Source organism: Shinella sp. OV683 (assembly GCF_057787725.1).
The window spans coordinates 5,214,402-5,230,922 of the sequence record NZ_CM173543.1 but is presented as its reverse complement, the minus strand read 5'-3'; the positions used below and the strand labels follow the sequence as shown (position 1 = coordinate 5,230,922).

The window sequence follows — 16,521 nt, the reverse complement described above, 5'->3', positions numbered from 1 at the left end:
CCATGACGCAAAAACCGGTTTCGGTAAAGCCATACCTGCCGCATCCGGCATTGCCGACGGCCAATTGGGCCGATTGCTACGAGCTCGAGATTAGCACGCCTGACCTCTCGGCAGTGGCTGCTGCACACATGGCGGTCGGCCAGTTTCCACCCTGGGTCCGGCTGCTGATGCGCCTGCGCAACGCTGCGACCAGCTTGGTTGGCTTGAAACCCGCAACCGTGCAATCACCCGGCCAAATCGAGATGATCGGCATGTTCCCGGTGGTCAGCAAGAGCGATCGCGAAGTCGTGCTCGGCTTCGACGACCGGCACCTGGATTTTCGCATTGTCATCGAGGTCCGGAACGCCGGCGGCATGCACAAGATCGTCAGCGCCACGACACTGGTCAATCGCAAGATCCTGCTGGGCCGGATATACATCGCCGCCGTTACGCCATTTCACCGACTGATCGTTGTGTCGACGCTGACGGCTCTTGGCAGACGTTTCGCGCCTACATGATCGGCGTTGCGGTGTAGCCCTCCTGCCGCAGAAGTTCGATCAGGCCCTCGTCGCCGATCAGATGCAGGGCGCCGACAGCCATGAACACATTGCCCCTGGCGAGAATGGGTGCGCCGCGATCGGCCATGTGATGATTGCGGTCGGTGATAAGGCGCTGCTCGAACACCTGCTGGTCCTTGAAGTCCTGATCGTTCTTCTCCGGCGCGAAATAGATGGTCGCCGGAAACACAAGGCCGATATCGCCTGTGAGATAGAGGCCCAGCGTGGTTTCCATCATGTCGGCGGTGAATTGCGGATAGCGCGCAATGCTGACAAGCGCCCGCACGTGAAAATCCATAGGCAGGCTGGCCATCGCCTCGATCTGTTCGGCAAGCGTCTCGACGCCCTTGACGTCCTTGCCGGCAGCTTGCGCTTCCTGGGCGAGCTTCTGGTCGAGGAACGGCGCACCGCCGGCCTTGCGGGACAACTCGCAGGGCGACAACGCCACCATCGACGACAGGATGTAAGGCTTCATCTTGATGACGGTACCAAGCGGAATGCCACGCGCCTTCAACTGCTGCTCGAGCACGATCGTGTCAGCAGGGTTGAGATAATCGCGAATGCTTTGCGTGCCGGAAAACATCATCAGGTCGGGCTTGGCCATCAGCTTGGCCGCCGCCCTGGTCTGATCGAGGATCTCGTCGGATTCCAGCACCACGGTAGAGGCGTTGTCGAAGGCGGATCTCGCCTCGGCCGGCATGCTGGTGACGCGGGGGTCGGAAAGGTGCATCGTGCCAAGCAGCCAATTGGGCTCCTGGCCCGGCTTTTCCAGCTTCCAGAATCGCGTGCCGGAATTCTTGATCTTCGCGCCCTCGGCCCTCAGCTTGGCATAGGCTGCGGGATCCTTGATCTTCAACTCGGCCACGAGATCCTTGGCGCCACAGGCAAGATCCTCGGCCGCTGCGGCCGGACGCGCAAACGCCAAGATCATCACCAGCGACAGCGCCGCCAGCAGATGAATGACAATCAGCGAATAGAGCGCGCCGCTGGCCAGCCGCTCACCGAGCAAGGAAGCGAGCTTGCGGGTGGAAAATGTGTTTTCGGGCGCGGCAGCGGACATGGAAACCCCATTTCAAACAGTCGGGCGGAGAATAGGCAACCAGCCGCTCATTTTCCCTTAACCGATATGGTTAACCGGCGCGCGGATGCGCCCGCTCGAAGATGTCGAGCAGCCGGGCGGCATCGACGCCCGTATAGATCTGCGTGGTCGACAGGCTGGCATGGCCCAGCAATTCCTGGATGGCGCGAAGATCACCGCCAGCCGACAAAAGATGCGTGGCAAAAGAATGGCGTAATGCATGCGGCGTTGCCGTTTCCGGCAGGCCGAGGGCCGACCGCATCTTCTGCATTTCGCGCTGGATGATCGCCGGCTGCAGCTGCCCGCCACGCGCACCACGAAACAGTGGTGCATCCGCATCGATGGCGAAAGGGCAGGTCTTGAGATAGGCTGCAATCGCCTCCTTCGCCGCCGCCAGCAGCGGTACGATGCGCGTCTTGTTGCCCTTGCCGGTGATCCGCAGCGAATTTGTGCTGTCGGGAATATCATTGCGCGTCAGTGCAAGCGCTTCGGAGATACGCAAGCCCGATCCGTAAAGCAGCGTCAGGATCGCCGCATTGCGCGCCGAGATCCACGGCTCGTCGGCCAATTGCCCGGCATCCGACGACACCAGCAGCGCCTGTTCGGCCGACAGGGGCTTCGGCAGGCTTTTGGGCTGCTTCGGCGAGCGCACGGCACGCGAGCCCGCCGCATTCGCCATGCCCTTCTTTTCCAGAAATCGCAGGAAGGAGCGCAAGCCTGCCAGCGAACGCCCCAGCGTACGGGCGCCGGCGCCATCCTTGCGGCGGCGGGCAAGAAAAGCGCGCAAATCGGCCGGTCTCAGCGCCTTGATATCAGAGAGCCGCGCCGGCCCACCGGCATGGCCGGACAGGAAGAACAGAAACTGTCGCGTGTCGCGCTCATAGGCCTCGACGGTGAGATCCGACAGCCGCCGCTCATGCGCCAACCCGTCAAGCCAGAGCTTTCGCTCGGCCAGCAGGGCCTCATCGGCCATGACAAGGATTTCGTTCACATTCATCTCCGCAATCTGCCTGAGCATTGCGGCGAAATAGTTAGGACTTTATGAAAACCGCCAGACCGTCGTCTTCTTGACTTCGGCATCTTCCAGCGCCCTCGTCACCGGCACCTGATAGGTCGCCAGCGACTGCATGCGGTCGCGCGGGCAATAGGAGCGTCCGGGATCGCCGACGATGATGGTCATGCCAGCCTTGGCGAGCGCTTCAAACCAGGGAATCAGGCGGTCCGCGAAGCTCTTGTCGTAGAACACGTCACCAGCGAGCAGCACATCGGCATCGAGCCGGGAGCCGATAATGTCGGCACCGGAGAAATCCAGCTCCATATTGTTTAGCCGGCTATTGAGCTTGATCGCCGCCTGTGTCCAGGGATCGATATCGACCGCCTGCACCGAGGCTGCGCCCGCCATGCAGGCCGCAATCGCCACCAGCCCCGAACCGGAAGCGAAATCGACAACCCGCTTGCCGACGATCGCTTCGGGATGATCGAGGATGTAGCGCGCCAATCCCTGACCGCCCGCCCAGGCAAAGGCCCAGAAGGGTGGCGGCAGGCCGATCTCCTCGAGTTCCTCCTCGGTCCTCAGCCAGAGATCGTGCGCCTCATCCGCAAGCTGCAGCCGGATTTCCGGCACATGCGGCGGCGACATTACCGAGGTATTGTCGAGAATGAACCGTTCGGGATCGGTCTTCATGGAGAGCGGGGCGGATTGTCCACGCCGCCCATGCGGCAGATGATCTCATATTCCGCAGGTGTAACCGGCTGGACGGACAGGCGCGACAGCTTGACCAGCGCCGTTTCGCTGAGTTCCGGCGTCGCCTTGACCACTTCGAGCGTCACCGGCTTGGGCACGTCGACCACGGCCTTGATATCAACGCATTCCCAGGTGGGATTGTCGGCGGTGGAATCGCGATGCGCAAGGGCGCAGACCTCGACGATACCCACGACGGCTAGGCCTTCGTTGGAATGGTAGAAGAACCCCTTGTCGCCGATCTGCATCGCCCGCATGTTGTTGCGGGCGGCATAATTGCGCACACCATCCCATTCCTGTCCGGCGTCGCCCTTGGCCTTCAGCATCTCCCAGGAGAACTTGAAGGGTTCGGACTTGAATAGCCAATAGGCCATCGATCAGGCCTCCGGATTGTTGAACACCCAGTTCCACGGGCGGATATCGACGGAGGCGAACAGGCCGGCCTTGGCGAAAGGGTCGGCGGCAGAAATGGCCTTGGCTTCCTCAAGCGACTCGGCCTTGACCACGACGAGGCTGCCATTCGACTTGCCCTCGGCATCCAGGAACGGGCCGGCGAATTTCAGCGTGCCGGCGGCGTTGATGCTGTTGAGCCACTCGACATGAACGGGACGCGTATCGGTGCGAAGCTGCAATGAATTCGGCTTGTCCTGGCAGATAAAAGCAAAAAGCATGGGTCTCCCTTTCATTCCGTGGTGATGGGCCGGCTCATCAGGCCTGATATGGCTGACTTTACGTCGATGCGTCCTTCTATGATCGAAGCGACCGCATTTGTCACCGGCATTTCAATGTGTTTTTCAGAGGCCAGACGCGCAGCAACGGCTGCGGCATGCGCGCCTTCGACCAGTTCGCCTTCGGGCAGTACGGCGCGCCCGGTGCGGCCGGTCTCGATGCCGAAGCGCAGGTTGCGCGACTGGTGGCTCGTGGCCGTCAGCACGAGGTCGCCCAACCCAGATAGGCCCATCAGCGTATCCGGGCTGGCACCATAGGCCGAAGCCAGCCGCGACATCTCGGCAAGCCCACGCGAGATCAGGGCGGCACGCGCAGAATCGCCGAGCCCCGCGCCCTCGACAATGCCGCAAGCAATCGCCAGCACGTTCTTGAGCGCGCCACCCAATTGCACGCCGATACGATCGGCTGAAGGATAGAGCCGGAAGGTCGGCCCCGAGATCAGTCTTGCGATCCGCTCGGCCTCTTTGATCGTCGGCGAGGCGACGACCATGGCGGTCGGCAGGCCCTTGGCAATATCGGCGGCAAAGCCCGGACCGGACAGCACCGAGATCTGGTGTTCCGGCAGCTCCTCTTCCAGCACCGTGGTCAGCAATTCGCCGGACGATTTCTCGATGCCCTTGGCACAGGTGACGATCGATTGATGTTGCAAGAGATGCGAGTGGAGTGCACGGGCGGCCTGCCGGTGCGCCTGGCTCGGCATCGCAAACAGCACGATGGATGCCGTCCGAATCACGCTCTCGTCTGCGGTATAGGCCAACCCCTTGGGCAACTTGATCCCCGGAAGATTTCGTTCGTTGACACCCGTGGCAATCAGCGTCTGCAACTGCTCGGCGCTGCGACAGACGAGGGTCACATCGGCATTGCCCGAAATCGCTGAAGCGGCGGCCAGCGCCGTGCCGAAGGCACCTGAACCGACGACAGCGATCCGTTCGCGACGGCTCATGCCTTGGCCCCACGCTTGCCGGTGCCGAGCAGGGTCTGGGCATTCTGGTCGAGCGGCCAGCGCGAGCGCGGCGACACGTCGAGATCGTCGGCGGGGAAATGTTCTGCCACGCGTTCCAACCCAGCCCAGGCGATCATGGCGGCATTGTCGGTGCAGAGCGCAAGGGGCGGCGCGATGAAGCGGAAATTGTTGCCGTCGCAGATCGATTGCAGCGTCTGGCGCAACTCCGTGTTGGCGGCCACGCCGCCGGCGACGACCAAGGCCGGCTTGTCCGCCGATTTGCCGAACCGTTCGTTGAAGCGCTGCAGCCCGCGTCCGATGCGATCACGCATTGTGCGGCTGACGGCATTCTGGAAGGAGGCGCAGATGTCGGAAATATCCTGGTCGGTAACCGGTGCGATCGATTCCGCAGCCTGCCGCACGGCCGTCTTCAATCCGGAAAACGAGAAATCCAGTCGCGCTTCCCCCACCAGCGGGCGCGGAAAGGCAAACCGGGTGGGATTGCCGGTGCGGGCAGCCTTCTCGACGGCTGGACCGCCGGGATAGGGCAGGCCCAGCAACTTGGCTGTCTTGTCGAAGGCTTCGCCGAGCGCATCGTCGATTGTCGTGCCCCAGCGTTCATAGTCGCCGACAGCCTTCACCAGAATCAATTGCGTATGGCCGCCCGAAACCAGCAGCAACAGATAGGGGAATGCCAGCCCGTCGGTCAGCCGTGCCGTCAGCGCATGACCTTCGAGGTGATTGATCGCGTAAAGCGGCTTGCCGGTCGCCATGGAAATAGCCTTGCCGGTCATCAGCCCGACGATCAGCCCGCCGATCAGGCCCGGGCCCGAGGTGGCGGCGATGGCATCGACCTGATCGAGCGTGGTATCTGCGCGTAAAAGCGCTTCCTCGATCAGCGCATCCAGCGCCTCGACATGGGCGCGCGCAGCAATCTCCGGAACCACACCGCCATAGGCGGAATGCTCCTCGAGTTGCGACAGCACCACGTCGGACAGGATGCGTCCAGAACCATCCTCGGCGCGCTCGACGATGGAAGCGGCGGTTTCGTCGCAGCTTGTCTCGATCCCGAGGACGCGAAGAACGGGCATGTTGGACCTTTTGGCAGATTGCAGATGTAGCGAAAGATGGTTACTTGGAACGCGATTACAACGGATTCCGGTAAATGCAAACAAAAGCTTTCAGGATCGGCACCAGGGGCAGTCCACTGGCTTTGGCACAGGCCCATGAAACCAGGCAGCGCCTGATGGACGCGCATGGCTTGCCCGTGGACACGTTCGAGATCGTCTCGCTTTCGACCAAGGGCGATCGCATCACCGATCGCGCGCTTTCCGAGATCGGCGGCAAGGGCCTGTTCACGCTCGAACTCGAAGAGCAGTTGCTGAGCGGCGAACTCGATTTCGCCGTCCATTCCTCCAAGGACATGGCGACGAAGCTGCCTGCGGGCCTGACGATCTCCGCCTATCTGCCGCGCGAGGATATGCGCGACGTCTTCGTCAGCCACGTCGCAGCGCGGCTGATGGACTTGCCGCAAGGTGCCGTGGTTGGCACGGCCTCGCTGCGTCGTCAGGCGCTGGTGCGCAGGCTGAGGCCCGATCTGCAGGTCAAGATTTTCCGCGGTCAGGTGGACACGCGGCTGCGCAAGCTCGCCGAAGGCGAGGCGGACGCCACCCTGCTCGCCTATGCCGGGCTCAAGCGGCTCGGCAAGCCTGAAGTGGCCACCGAATTGCTGGATCCCGAAATCTTTCCGCCAGCACCGGCACAGGGCGCGATCTGCATCGAGACCCGCGAGAACGACAAGGCGATCCTCGACCTGCTGGCCCCGATCAATGACGCCGACACCTTCGCGGCCGTCAGCTGCGAGCGCGCCTTTCTCGAAGTGCTGGACGGCTCCTGCCGCGCGCCGATCGCCGGTTATGCAACGATCCAGGGCGGCCGGCTGCGCTTTTCCGGAATGGTATTGACCCCGGATGGCCAGACCCATCACAGCATTGTCGATGAAGGCCCCGTGACAGAAGCAGCCGAGATAGGCCATCGCGCCGGACATGCTATAAGGCAAAAAGCGGGACCGTCGTTTTTCGAAAGCTGGAGTTAGAGATGCGCGTGCTGGTGATACGGCCTGAACTCCAGGGCCTGCGAACGGCCGGCAAGCTTGCAGCGCTGGGGCACGAAGCAGTGATCATGCCGCTGCTTGCGCCGGTGCACGATCTGGCATTGACCCTAGACGCGCTGAAATCGCCCTACTGGGCACTTGCCGTCACTTCGGCGGAGGCCGTCCGCTGTCTGCAGCAATTGGGCCCGCTGCTGGACCCTTATCTCGCCACACCGATTTTCACCGTTGGCAAAGCGACCGCCTGGGCCGCACAGGAAGCGGGCTTCACCGACGTCAATGCTGCCGGCGGCAATGGCCGCGAACTGGCCGCCATGGTTGCGGGCTATTATGCCGCCAAGGGCGGGCCATCCAAGCCGCTCCTCTATCTGGCCGGCGCCAAGCGCTCCGGCATGTTCGAGCGCACGCTGAGGGAAAACGGCATCGATTGCGTCACGGCCGAAATTTATGACATGTCCGAGCTGCATTATCCGATCGAGCAGCAGCAGGCGTTGCTGGTCGGTAAGTCCGTGGACGCCGTCTTCCTTTTCTCACGCGAGAACGCGAAGGCGTTCTTTTCGCTTGAGGTTTTCCAGGTGAGTAAGGAAGCATTAAGAAAAACACTGTTTTTCTGCCTTAGCCGCAATATTGCCGAAGCGGTACCGGAAGAGTTCGCCAACAGCGCCGTCGTCAGCCAGCAACCGGACGAAGACGAGCTGATCGACCTGCTCTGATTTCGCTGACGCGACAGAATCGTCTTGCAGCGCGTTATAGGCAGGTTAAGGTTTAGGACGAAAAGCAAAGGGACGACCCATGGACACGGACCCAACCCGCCATTCAAAGCCGAATGACGAACCCCGCACCATCGATCTCTCCGCCGAGGAAGTGCGGGATATCGCACCGGGCGAAGCGGAAGGCACGGAGGAGGACGTATCCGCGTCCTCTGCGGCTGAGTCGGTAGAGGAGCCCGCAAGCACCGCGTCATCCGCAGATGCGAGCAATACGCCGCCATCAAATTCCGCTTCCCCCAAGCCCGCCGGCAGCCTGTCGATGATTGCCGCCGCTGTTATCGGCGGCGTTATTACGCTCGGTGGCGCGGCTGGCCTGCAATATTGGGGCGTGCTGCCGTCGCTGGCAGCCGAAAACCGCAACGCCGAATCGCTCAAGCTCCTGTCCAGCGAAATGGAAAGCCTCAAGACATCGGTCGCCAATGTCGAGAACGCCAAGCCACCGACAGTCGATCTTTCACCGGTCAACGACAAGATCGCGGCAATCGAGCAGAAGATGGCCAGCCTGCCCGCCGCCAATGGCCTGTCGGTGGATGCCGATACAAGACTATCAGCGCTCGGCAGCGACATCTCAGCGATTCGCACCTCGCTTGATGAGACAAAGAAGGCCCAGGATGAAGCCAAGGCCGCGCTGCTGATCCGCATCGAGGCGCTGGAAAAGAAGTCCAACGAGCCGCGCGATGATGTTCAGGTGGCCGTCGCCATCGCCTCGGCGGGCCTCAAGGCTGCGATCGACCGCGGCGGTCCGTTCGGCCCCGAGTTGCAGGCGCTCGAAGGCATCAATCCCAACGATCCCTCCGTGAAGGAACTCAAGACCTTCGCGGCCACCGGTGTGCCGGCGCGCGCCAAGCTCGTCAGCGATTTCTCTGGCGTCGCAGACATCATGCTGGCCGAAGTGGCCGGCCAACAGCCCGACCAGAGCTTTGCTGATCGGCTGTGGTCGAGCGCCACATCCGTCATCAAGGTCCGGCCTGTCGGCTATGTCGAGGGTGAGGGCGCCGATGCCGTTGTTGCGCGTATCGAGGCCAATCTCACCGATGGCAATCTCAAGGGCGCGGCCGCTGAATGGGCTAAGCTTCCCGAAGCAGCCAGGAAGGCCGGAGCCGATTTCAAGGCATCGCTCGATGCACGCATCAAGGTCGAGGATCTCGTCGGATCGACGCTGTCCAAGGCGATCAGCACCACAGAGCCCAAGGGCTGAAGAAGGAATTTTTGATGATTCGTATCCTTTTCTTCATCGCCGTTATCCTCGCTCTTGCCTTTGGCTTTTCCTGGCTTGCCGAGCGTCCGGGTGATCTCACCCTGATGTGGCAGGGCAGGCGCATTGAAATGAGCCTGATGGTGGCAGCGACGCTGATTGTCGCGCTCGTGGCGATCGTGATGTTTGCGTGGTGGGTCGTCCGGGTGATCTGGACTTCGCCGCAATCGATGACCCGCTATTTCCGCGCCCGCAAGCGCGACCGTGGCTACCAAGCCCTATCGACAGGGCTGATCGCCGTTGGCTCCGGCGATGCCCCGCTGGCCCACAAGATGCTAGATCGCACCAAGGGACTGATCTCAAGCGATTCCGAACCGCTGATTCATCTGCTGGAGGCCCAGGCCGCGCTGATCGAAGGCCGGACTGAGGACGCCCGCAAGAAATTCGAGGCGATGGCGGAAGATCCGGAAACACGCGAGCTTGGCCTTCGCGGGCTCTATCTCGAGGCACAGCGGCTGGGCGCCCACGAGGCGGCCCGCCACTACGCCGAGAAAGCCGTCGAGAAGGCGCCGCACTTGCCCTGGGCGGCGGAGGCAACACTGGAATACCGCACCCAGGCCGGCCGCTACGACGATGCGATTCGTCTGCTCGAGACCCAGCGCGTGCTGGCGGGCATGGACCGCAAGAAGCATGACCGCAAGAAAGCCGTGCTGCTGGCTGGCCGTGCGCTGTCGAAGCTCAATGGCGACCCCAAAGGCGCCCGCGAGGATGCCGTTCATGCACTGAAGCTCGCGCCGGACCTCATGCCGGCGGCGTCCATAGCCGCCAAGGCCTATGTCAGGGAAAGCAACGTCCGGAAGGCAACCTCCGTTCTCGAACAGGCCTTCAAGCAGGACGCCCATCCGGAAATCGCCGCAGCTTATGTCGCGGCCGGTGGTGGCTCCGCGCAGGAAAAACTCAAGCGCGCCGAACGGCTGGAAAGCATGAAGCCCGATAGCTACGCAGCGCTTTATGCAATCGCCTCGGCTGCTTTCGATGCCCGCATCTTCCCGCTGGCGCGGGCCAAGGCGGAAGCTGCGGCGAAGATCGAAGAACGCGAAAGCATATACCTGCTGATGGCCGACATCGAAGAGGCCGAGACCGGTGATCAGGGCCGCGTTCGCCATTGGCTGTCGCAGGCACTGCGCGCGCGCCGCGACCCCGAATGGGTGGCCGACGGCCAGATCTCGGAACATTGGCTGCCGATCTCGCCTGTAACGGGCCGTCTCGACGCATTCGAATGGAAACGTGCTTACGCACCGGCCGGTGCAACGATCGACGCCGACGGCAACCAGGCCGACGAGGCATTCAGGCTGCTGCCGGCCGCCGACAACATTCGGGTGGTAGAACCCGCCCCTGCTGCTACAGTCATCGTCGAAGAGCGTCTGCCGGCCAACGATATCAAGCCGGTTGTCGTCGTGGCCGACGCCAAGCCGCCGAAGGTTGCTGTGGAGGGCAAGCCAGCGGTCATCGCGGCAGAGGCAAAAGCTGCAGGCGGCGACAACCGAGAACGTGACAAGGCGGAAGCCGTGCCCTTCTACGGCAGGCCACCGGATGATCCGGGCGTCAAGATCAAGCCGGTCGAAAAGACCGCATTCCGTCTCTTCTGACGGGCATGAAGGGTGAGCATGGGGCAAGGACGCGATGTTTGACAAGGTGATGGCGTTTCTCAACTCGCTCGGCGGCGAAAGCCAGGGCGTCGAACTGGACAGCACGACCATCGCCGTCATCGCGCTGGCGCTCAATGTCGTCCAGGCCGACGGTGTGATCCAGGAATCCGAGACCGAAACGCTGGAATCGGTGATCCGCGCCTATTTCAATCTTAGCAAGGGCGAATTCGACCAGATGCTGGCCGCCGCGCGCAAGGAGGAGGAGGACGCGATCGACCTTTTCCGCTTTACATCACGAATCAATCGCGCTCTTGATGAGAGCCAGAAGACCGAGTTTATCGGCATGCTTTGGCAGATCGTGCACGCGGACAATGACCGCAACGAGCTGGAAGACCACCTTGTGTGGCGGATTGCAGAGCTGATCGGCGTCTCCGATCGCGACCGCGTTTCCAAGCGCAAGGAAGCCGAACAGCGGCAGCAGGAGAATAAGAGTTAAAGCCATTTCCAGGCGACCTGGGAGGATTTCGCTATCCGGAAATGGTGAAACTAACCGTGTGGGGTTATCGAACGCAGATGATGCTGAGACATGCCGTTAAAACCAAGAAGGTCGATGATCGGCCCGTTTTGATCGTTCTTCACCAGGAAAACTCGACACCCGGCCGCGCCGGCCAGATGCTCGAGGCACGCGGCTATCGCCTTGATATCCGCCGACCGGCGCTCGGCCAGAGGCTGCCGGACACCATGCGCAATCATTCCGGCGCCATCATCTTCGGCGGACCGATGAGCGCCAACGATCCCGATGACTTCGTCAAGCATGAGATCGACTGGATTTCCGTACCCCTCAGTGAAAATCGCCCTTTTTTGGGGATCTGCCTCGGCGCGCAGATGCTGGTCAAGCATCTCGGCGGCAAGGTCGAGAGCCACACGGAGGGCCATACCGAGATCGGCTGGTATCCGATCGAATCAACCGAAGCCGGTCGCAAGATCATGGACTGGCCCGATATGGTCTATCACTTTCACCGTGAAGGCTTCGACCTGCCGTCGGGCGCGACACTGCTGGCGACCGGCAAGACCTACGAGAATCAGGCGATCCGCTATGGCGAGAATGCCTGGGGCGTCCAGTTCCATGGCGAACTGACGCGCGTGATGATGCATCGTTGGGTCGTGCGTGGCGCGCACCGCTTCGAGTTGCCGAACGCCCAGACCGGCGACCGCCATCTCGAAGGCCGCTTCCTGCATGACGCAGCGCTCAAGAACTGGATGTCTGGCATGCTCGACACCGTGTTTGGTCATAGGCTGGTGGCCGCGGCTTAGCTCCTGTCCGGGGCGGCCAATGAATCGATCTTGCGGAGTTTGGGAAAGAGTCCCGCCCAGGCGAGCGACACGACAAGCGTTCCGACCCCACCGATCACGACGGCCGGGATAGCACCGAAAGCCGCCGCCATCGTGCCGGCGCGGAACTCGCCGAGTTCGTTGGATGCGCCGACAAACACCATGTTGACCGCATTGACGCGCCCGCGCACTTCGTCCGGCGTCCAGAGCGCAATTAGCGTCTCGCGGACATAGACGGATATCATGTCGCCGGCGCCCATGAGGACCAGCGCGACGATGGAAATCCAGGTCGTGTTGGACAGGCCGAAAACCAAGGTGGCGACTCCGAAGATTGCCACCCCGGTGAACATCGCCACGCCAGCACTGCGTTTGATCGGGAAGCTTGCCAGATAGAGCGCCATCGCGATGCCGCCGATGCCCGGCGCTGAACGCAGCAGGCCGAGCCCAAGCGGTCCAAGCACCAGGATCTCCGAGGCAAACACCGGCATCAGCGCGGTTGCCCCGCCCAGCAGCACGGCAAACAGGTCGAGCGAGATCGCGCCGAGCACGATCTTCTCCTTGCTGATGAAATCGAACCCGGCGATCAGATATTCCCAACTATGGGGCTCTGCAGATGTTCGTTGCGCGGGCTTGGGGATCATCGCCACCAGCACGGCACCGGCGATCATGAACACCAGTGCCGCGGAATAGGCGACCTCCGCGCCCAGCCCATAGAGCAGGCCGCCGGCCACCGGTCCGGCAATTGATGCCGTCTGCCACGAACTCGAGTTCCACGCAAATGAGTTTGGCAGCGCTTCAACGGAGACGAGGTTGGGCGCCAGCGACTGCACTGCCGGGCCGGCAAATGCGCGCTCGATGCCGAACACTCCAAGAATGCCGAACACGATCAGCGGCGAAAATCCGCCCGTTAGTGTCAGCACCAGCAGTGCCAGGGCGCAAAGCGAGCTGACGGTCAGGCAGATGGAGACGATCGCGCGCCGGTTGTAGCGGTCGGTGACCGAACCCGTGACCAGGATCAGCAGCAAGGACGGCAGGAATTGCACAAGCCCGATCAGGCCGAGATAGAGCGTGCTCTTGGTCTGGTCGTACATCTGCCAGCCGACGGCGACTGAGATGATCTGTGTTGCAAAACCGGAAAGGAAGCGGGCAAAGAAGAAAAGAGTATAGGAGCGATGCCGAAACGCTGCGAAGCGGTCGTCAGCTTGGTCTAGGGACATGCGAGGGAGGCTTTCTCGACGATAAATCTGCGCTGGACGTTAAGCATGTGATTGATGCGATGCCGCGCGCTCTTGCCCGATAAAGAGCCAATGATTAGATGTCTGTCAACGTCTAAACGGAGACCACAATGATTCCGCTTCTCAACACGCTGATGTACGCGCTGAATATCTACATCTGGATCCTTATCGCGGCCGCAGTCTTTTCCTGGTTGTTTGCATTCAACGTGATCAATTCGCGCAATCAGTTCGTCAACATGCTCGGCCGCGCCCTTTATAACATGACCGAACCGGTGCTGAAGCCAATCCGGCGCTTCATGCCCGATCTCGGCGGCGTCGACATTTCTCCGATCGTGGTGTTCATCCTGATCTACCTGATCCAGCAGCTGATCATCTATTATCTCTATCCGCTGGCGATGTGACCGGGCGGGCTTCGGCCCATCGCGTCTGATCCTTCAGCAGCACTGAGAACAACACATAAAAAATCCTCCGGATCGCCAGCGACCCGGAGGATTTAATTGTGCCTTAGCAGGACTGATTACTTGCCCTTGGCAGCCTTGGCGCGCTCGATCGCCTCGACGATCAGTTCCTTGGCCTTGGCGGAGCCTTCCCAGCCGAACAGCTTCACCCACTTGCCGGGCTCGAGATCCTTGTAATGCTGGAAGAAGTGCTCGATCTGCTTGATGGTGATTTCGGGCATGTCGGTATATTCATGCACCTTCTCGTAGCGCAGCGTCAACTTCGGCGACGGCACGGCGATGATCTTTTCATCCTTGCCGGAATTGTCTTCCATCATCAGCACGCCGATCGGGCGGACATTGATGACGCAGCCCGGAACCAGCGGGCGGGTCGAGGCAATCAGCACGTCGATCGGATCGCCGTCGTCGGACAGCGTGTGCGGCACGAAACCGTAATTGCCGGGATAGGTCATCGGCGTATAGAGAAAGCGGTCGACGACCAGCGTGCCGGCTTCCTTGTCCATTTCGTACTTGATCGGGTCGCCGCCAACCGGCACTTCGACGATGACATTGACGTCTTCGGGTGGGTTCTTGCCGATGGAAATGGCGTCGATACGCATAGGGAGTGCCTCCAGATCAGGATTTTGCACCGCAATATAGGAATCCGGCAGGGATGACAATATTGTTCTTCGAAACAAAACCGCGCGACAAGGATAGGCTTACGTAGACCGGGTGGCTGAGAATATCGCAGCGTGATGACCCGTTACCCCTGAAGGAAACAAGGATTGGTCCCATGCATTTTCGCGCCGCCGCATTTGGTTTGCTGATGGCCCTGCCCGCCGCTCACCATGTTTCTGCGGCCGAAAGCGTCTATACCAACCTCAATTTCAGCGACGACAGCTGCAAACCGGTCAATCCGGTGGTCACGAAGGAAGACGAGGAAATGGGCGTGGTCGCGGTCACCTGTCCGGGCTACAAGGGCTATTCCGTCCAGTTCGATTCAAACGACGAGCGCGAAAGCGTCCACTACGGCGATCCTGCTACGGCAACGGCAGGCGCGGCCTGGGAGTCCTTCGCCCCATTCAACAGCATCGTGGACAAGGTCGAGTGGCGCCTCGAGGGCGGCGTGCCCTTCGCCGCCATCCAGCGCTTCATGATTTCAACGGGCGAGGAGGAACCGGCACCCGGCTCTACCGCCAAGGGCCCGATCAAGGGACAGGTGCTGGTCATCTCAAGGGTCGGCCAGCCCGGCGAACCTTCAGGCTGCGTCGTCGGCCTGGTCGATGCGCTCGCCAATCCCGACGCCAATGAGCTGGCCCGCAATACCGCAGACGCGCTTGCGCGCGGCTTCAGATGCGGGCAGGACAAGGCGGTCTATCATGGGAAGCGCGGCGACAAGGCGGCTGATCTGCAGGCCTACTTCGGCGAATAGGGAACGGTTCGGGGGATGTGATGATCCGAAGCTTCAGCGCAATGACACTGCTCCTTGGCATCCTGCTGCCGACAGCTGCCTTCGCCGCCGAGAGCGCCTATACCGATGTAAACCTCGATCATTGCAAGACCATATCGCAGACCGCACCGGATGAGCCCGGCGACTTCGTCTCGATGAAATGCGAGGGCTACAAGGACTATCCGTTGTATTTCAAGGAAGGCGATGTCCGGCAGGCCGTGTATTTCGGCCATCTCGACCAGGAAATCATCGACAACGCATTCGACACATTCGGCCCGTTCAACCATATCGGCACCAAGGCGGAATGGCGGCTCGATGACACGGGCAAGCCCTATGCCGCGATTCTACGCTTCCATATCGAAAACTCGAACCCCGAAACCGGCATGTCGGACAAGGCGCATGCGGGACAGGTGCTGGTGATCTCACGCGTCGGCCAGATCGATGATTCCAGAGGCTGCGTCGTCGGCTATGTCGACGCCCTCGCCAATTCCGATCCGAACACGCTGGCGCGCAAAGTGGCGGACGACAAGGCGGTCGCCTTTGCCTGCGGCAAGGACAAGCCGATCTTCTATGGTGTGAAGGGCGAGAAGGCTGGGGAGCCGAGCAACAATCTCCCCGAAGCCGAGACCGCGCAATAGGCGCTGATCAGTTCTGCCAGACGAAGCCGAGCTTGCGCAGCGACGTACCGTCGAAATCTTCCAAACCTTCGGCAACGTCCATGCCACCGATGGCGCGGAAGAAGGTTACGGCATTCTCGCTGTCTTCGAGACACCATGCCACGAGGCCGTTGAAGCCGAGATTTCTGAGGATGGCGCGGCATTCGCGGAACATGTAGCCGCCAAGGCCCGTGCCCTGGCATTCCGGCAACAGGTAGAGTTCGTAGATCTCGCCTTCCTGCTTCAATGCAGTCGCGCGGTTGAGCCCGATCGTTGCATAGCCCGCGATTCGTCCGGAGATTTCCAGCACCAGCAACGTCGAGGGGCCATTGGCCGCGCGGCGCCACCAGGCATCGCCACGGCGCTCGAGCATAGCAAGCAGTGCTCTGTGGGGGATCAGGCCACTATAGGCGTGCAACCACGATGCACGGTGGACATCCGCCACGGCCCGCGCATCACTCGGTTCGGCCCGCCTGACCTCAATCGACAACGTCTTCATGACGCTATTTCACCCGTACGCTCGGAAACTGGAAGACAGCGCATTCGCCTTCACGAGGTTTCCCACACAAGAATTAATACACGCCCGAAAATTTAACGCTTTTTTAACCTTGCCCGCAAGCGGCAACGATGATTGTCCCAACAAAAAACCCGGCCATTGAG

At 61.3% G+C, this 16,521-nt stretch carries 20 protein-coding genes; 10 read left to right on the top strand and 10 right to left on the bottom strand.

The genetic code is table 11. The annotated features are described in order from the left end of the window. The first annotated feature begins 2 nt into the window (after positions 1–2). Positions 3–497 carry a DUF2867 domain-containing protein gene (locus ACXHRN_RS25290; RefSeq protein WP_488639017.1) on the top strand — a complete coding sequence of 165 codons (495 nt, stop codon included), beginning with the start codon at positions 3–5 and terminating at the stop codon, positions 495–497. On the opposite strand, the gene ACXHRN_RS25285 is transcribed toward ACXHRN_RS25290, so the two are convergent. The 7 genes from ACXHRN_RS25285 to tsaD form a co-directional block, all read right to left on the bottom strand. After that, positions 490–1,596 (bottom strand): TraB/GumN family protein, encoded by a 1,107-nt coding sequence (locus tag ACXHRN_RS25285; RefSeq protein ID WP_488639016.1) that lies wholly within the window; start codon positions 1,594–1,596, stop codon positions 490–492. The genes ACXHRN_RS25290 and ACXHRN_RS25285 overlap by 8 nt on opposite strands. Positions 1,597–1,666: 70 nt before the next feature. After that, complete coding sequence (locus ACXHRN_RS25280) at positions 1,667–2,605, bottom strand: tyrosine recombinase XerC (protein WP_488639015.1); 939 nt, start codon at positions 2,603–2,605, stop codon at positions 1,667–1,669. Between the two features lie 48 nt (positions 2,606–2,653). After that, entirely contained in the window at positions 2,654–3,298 is a 645-nt protein-coding gene (locus tag ACXHRN_RS25275; RefSeq protein WP_488639014.1) for a class I SAM-dependent methyltransferase, read from the bottom strand. Further along, a complete protein-coding gene (locus tag ACXHRN_RS25270) occupies positions 3,295–3,729 on the bottom strand; it encodes an EVE domain-containing protein (protein ID WP_488639013.1) in 435 nt (144 codons plus the stop codon). Before ACXHRN_RS25270 ends, ACXHRN_RS25275 begins: the two co-directional genes overlap by 4 nt. Positions 3,730–3,732: 3 nt before the next feature. Further along, entirely contained in the window at positions 3,733–4,026 is a 294-nt protein-coding gene (locus tag ACXHRN_RS25265; protein ID WP_488639012.1) for a YciI-like protein, read from the bottom strand. Positions 4,027–4,037: 11 nt separating this feature from the next. Then, on the bottom strand, positions 4,038–5,027 hold the full coding sequence (locus ACXHRN_RS25260) for an NAD(P)H-dependent glycerol-3-phosphate dehydrogenase (RefSeq protein WP_488639011.1): 990 nt from the start codon (positions 5,025–5,027) through the stop codon (positions 4,038–4,040). Next, complete coding sequence (gene tsaD / locus ACXHRN_RS25255) at positions 5,024–6,118, bottom strand: tRNA (adenosine(37)-N6)-threonylcarbamoyltransferase complex transferase subunit TsaD (protein ID WP_488639010.1); 1,095 nt, start codon at positions 6,116–6,118, stop codon at positions 5,024–5,026. Before tsaD ends, ACXHRN_RS25260 begins: the two co-directional genes overlap by 4 nt. 74 nt (positions 6,119–6,192) lie before the next feature. Between tsaD and hemC the strand changes: the two genes are divergently transcribed. The 6 genes from hemC to ACXHRN_RS25225 all read left to right on the top strand — a co-directional run bounded on the left by hemC (position 6,193) and on the right by ACXHRN_RS25225 (position 12,065). Beyond that, the gene (hemC, locus tag ACXHRN_RS25250; protein ID WP_488639009.1) at positions 6,193–7,122 is read left to right on the top strand and encodes a hydroxymethylbilane synthase; all 930 of its coding nucleotides are present in this window, start codon (positions 6,193–6,195) and stop codon (positions 7,120–7,122) included. 2 nt (positions 7,123–7,124) lie between these two features. Continuing rightward, positions 7,125–7,850: a uroporphyrinogen-III synthase gene (locus ACXHRN_RS25245; protein WP_488639008.1), complete on the top strand. Its 726-nt coding sequence runs from the start codon at positions 7,125–7,127 to the stop codon at positions 7,848–7,850. A gap of 79 nt (positions 7,851–7,929) precedes the next feature. Further along, on the top strand, positions 7,930–9,105 hold the full coding sequence (locus ACXHRN_RS25240; protein ID WP_488639007.1) for a COG4223 family protein: 1,176 nt from the start codon (positions 7,930–7,932) through the stop codon (positions 9,103–9,105). A gap of 14 nt (positions 9,106–9,119) precedes the next feature. Next, positions 9,120–10,751: a heme biosynthesis HemY N-terminal domain-containing protein gene (locus tag ACXHRN_RS25235; RefSeq protein ID WP_488639006.1), complete on the top strand. Its 1,632-nt coding sequence runs from the start codon at positions 9,120–9,122 to the stop codon at positions 10,749–10,751. Positions 10,752–10,785: 34 nt separating this feature from the next. After that, a complete protein-coding gene (locus tag ACXHRN_RS25230) occupies positions 10,786–11,247 on the top strand; it encodes a tellurite resistance TerB family protein (protein ID WP_488639005.1) in 462 nt (153 codons plus the stop codon). Positions 11,248–11,327: 80 nt separating this feature from the next. Next, positions 11,328–12,065 (top strand): glutamine amidotransferase, encoded by a 738-nt coding sequence (locus tag ACXHRN_RS25225; protein WP_488642027.1) that lies wholly within the window; start codon positions 11,328–11,330, stop codon positions 12,063–12,065. Here the strand turns inward: ACXHRN_RS25225 and ACXHRN_RS25220 are convergent. Next, positions 12,062–13,300, bottom strand: a complete 1,239-nt coding sequence (locus ACXHRN_RS25220) for an MFS transporter (RefSeq protein ID WP_488639004.1) — start codon at positions 13,298–13,300, stop codon at positions 12,062–12,064. The two genes, ACXHRN_RS25225 and ACXHRN_RS25220, sit on opposite strands and share 4 nt — an antisense overlap. A gap of 128 nt (positions 13,301–13,428) precedes the next feature. On the opposite strand from ACXHRN_RS25220, the gene ACXHRN_RS25215 reads away from it, so the two are divergent. Next, complete coding sequence (locus ACXHRN_RS25215; protein WP_488639003.1) at positions 13,429–13,719, top strand: YggT family protein; 291 nt, start codon at positions 13,429–13,431, stop codon at positions 13,717–13,719. 116 nt (positions 13,720–13,835) lie between these two features. Here the strand turns inward: ACXHRN_RS25215 and ppa are convergent, their stop codons facing one another. Next, positions 13,836–14,375, bottom strand: coding sequence for an inorganic diphosphatase (ppa, locus tag ACXHRN_RS25210; RefSeq protein ID WP_488639002.1), 540 nt, complete (start codon positions 14,373–14,375; stop codon positions 13,836–13,838). 173 nt (positions 14,376–14,548) lie between these two features. On the opposite strand from ppa, the gene ACXHRN_RS25205 reads away from it, so the two are divergent. Both ACXHRN_RS25205 and ACXHRN_RS25200 read left to right on the top strand, forming a co-directional pair. After that, positions 14,549–15,187 carry a hypothetical protein gene (locus tag ACXHRN_RS25205; protein ID WP_488639001.1) on the top strand — a complete coding sequence of 213 codons (639 nt, stop codon included), beginning with the start codon at positions 14,549–14,551 and terminating at the stop codon, positions 15,185–15,187. Between the two features lie 41 nt (positions 15,188–15,228). After that, entirely contained in the window at positions 15,229–15,843 is a 615-nt protein-coding gene (locus tag ACXHRN_RS25200) for a hypothetical protein (RefSeq protein WP_488639000.1), read from the top strand. Positions 15,844–15,850: 7 nt separating this feature from the next. Here the strand turns inward: ACXHRN_RS25200 and ACXHRN_RS25195 are convergent, their stop codons facing one another. Next, a complete protein-coding gene (locus ACXHRN_RS25195) occupies positions 15,851–16,360 on the bottom strand; it encodes a GNAT family N-acetyltransferase (protein ID WP_488638999.1) in 510 nt (169 codons plus the stop codon). Between the last annotated feature and the right edge of the window lie 161 nt (positions 16,361–16,521).

Bases quoted from the DNA above. Each gene is read 5' to 3' on its own strand.
- ACXHRN_RS25290 (WP_488639017.1), top strand. From the start codon at position 3: ATGACGCAAAAACCGGTTTCGGTAAAGCCATACCTGCCGCATCCGGCA.
- ACXHRN_RS25285 (WP_488639016.1), bottom strand. From the start codon at position 1,596: ATGTCCGCTGCCGCGCCCGAAAACACATTTTCCACCCGCAAGCTCGCT.
- ACXHRN_RS25275 (WP_488639014.1), bottom strand. From the start codon at position 3,298: ATGAAGACCGATCCCGAACGGTTCATTCTCGACAATACCTCGGTAATG.
- ACXHRN_RS25270 (WP_488639013.1), bottom strand. From the start codon at position 3,729: ATGGCCTATTGGCTATTCAAGTCCGAACCCTTCAAGTTCTCCTGGGAG.
- ACXHRN_RS25265 (WP_488639012.1), bottom strand. From the start codon at position 4,026: ATGCTTTTTGCTTTTATCTGCCAGGACAAGCCGAATTCATTGCAGCTT.
- ACXHRN_RS25260 (WP_488639011.1), bottom strand. From the start codon at position 5,027: ATGAGCCGTCGCGAACGGATCGCTGTCGTCGGTTCAGGTGCCTTCGGC.
- tsaD (WP_488639010.1), bottom strand. From the start codon at position 6,118: ATGCCCGTTCTTCGCGTCCTCGGGATCGAGACAAGCTGCGACGAAACC.
- hemC (WP_488639009.1), top strand. From the start codon at position 6,193: ATGCAAACAAAAGCTTTCAGGATCGGCACCAGGGGCAGTCCACTGGCT.
- ACXHRN_RS25245 (WP_488639008.1), top strand. From the start codon at position 7,125: ATGCGCGTGCTGGTGATACGGCCTGAACTCCAGGGCCTGCGAACGGCC.
- ACXHRN_RS25240 (WP_488639007.1), top strand. From the start codon at position 7,930: ATGGACACGGACCCAACCCGCCATTCAAAGCCGAATGACGAACCCCGC.
- ACXHRN_RS25235 (WP_488639006.1), top strand. From the start codon at position 9,120: ATGATTCGTATCCTTTTCTTCATCGCCGTTATCCTCGCTCTTGCCTTT.
- ACXHRN_RS25230 (WP_488639005.1), top strand. From the start codon at position 10,786: ATGTTTGACAAGGTGATGGCGTTTCTCAACTCGCTCGGCGGCGAAAGC.
- ACXHRN_RS25225 (WP_488642027.1), top strand. From the start codon at position 11,328: ATGCTGAGACATGCCGTTAAAACCAAGAAGGTCGATGATCGGCCCGTT.
- ACXHRN_RS25220 (WP_488639004.1), bottom strand. From the start codon at position 13,300: ATGTCCCTAGACCAAGCTGACGACCGCTTCGCAGCGTTTCGGCATCGC.
- ACXHRN_RS25215 (WP_488639003.1), top strand. From the start codon at position 13,429: ATGATTCCGCTTCTCAACACGCTGATGTACGCGCTGAATATCTACATC.
- ppa (WP_488639002.1), bottom strand. From the start codon at position 14,375: ATGCGTATCGACGCCATTTCCATCGGCAAGAACCCACCCGAAGACGTC.
- ACXHRN_RS25205 (WP_488639001.1), top strand. From the start codon at position 14,549: ATGCATTTTCGCGCCGCCGCATTTGGTTTGCTGATGGCCCTGCCCGCC.
- ACXHRN_RS25200 (WP_488639000.1), top strand. From the start codon at position 15,229: ATGACACTGCTCCTTGGCATCCTGCTGCCGACAGCTGCCTTCGCCGCC.
- ACXHRN_RS25195 (WP_488638999.1), bottom strand. From the start codon at position 16,360: ATGAAGACGTTGTCGATTGAGGTCAGGCGGGCCGAACCGAGTGATGCG.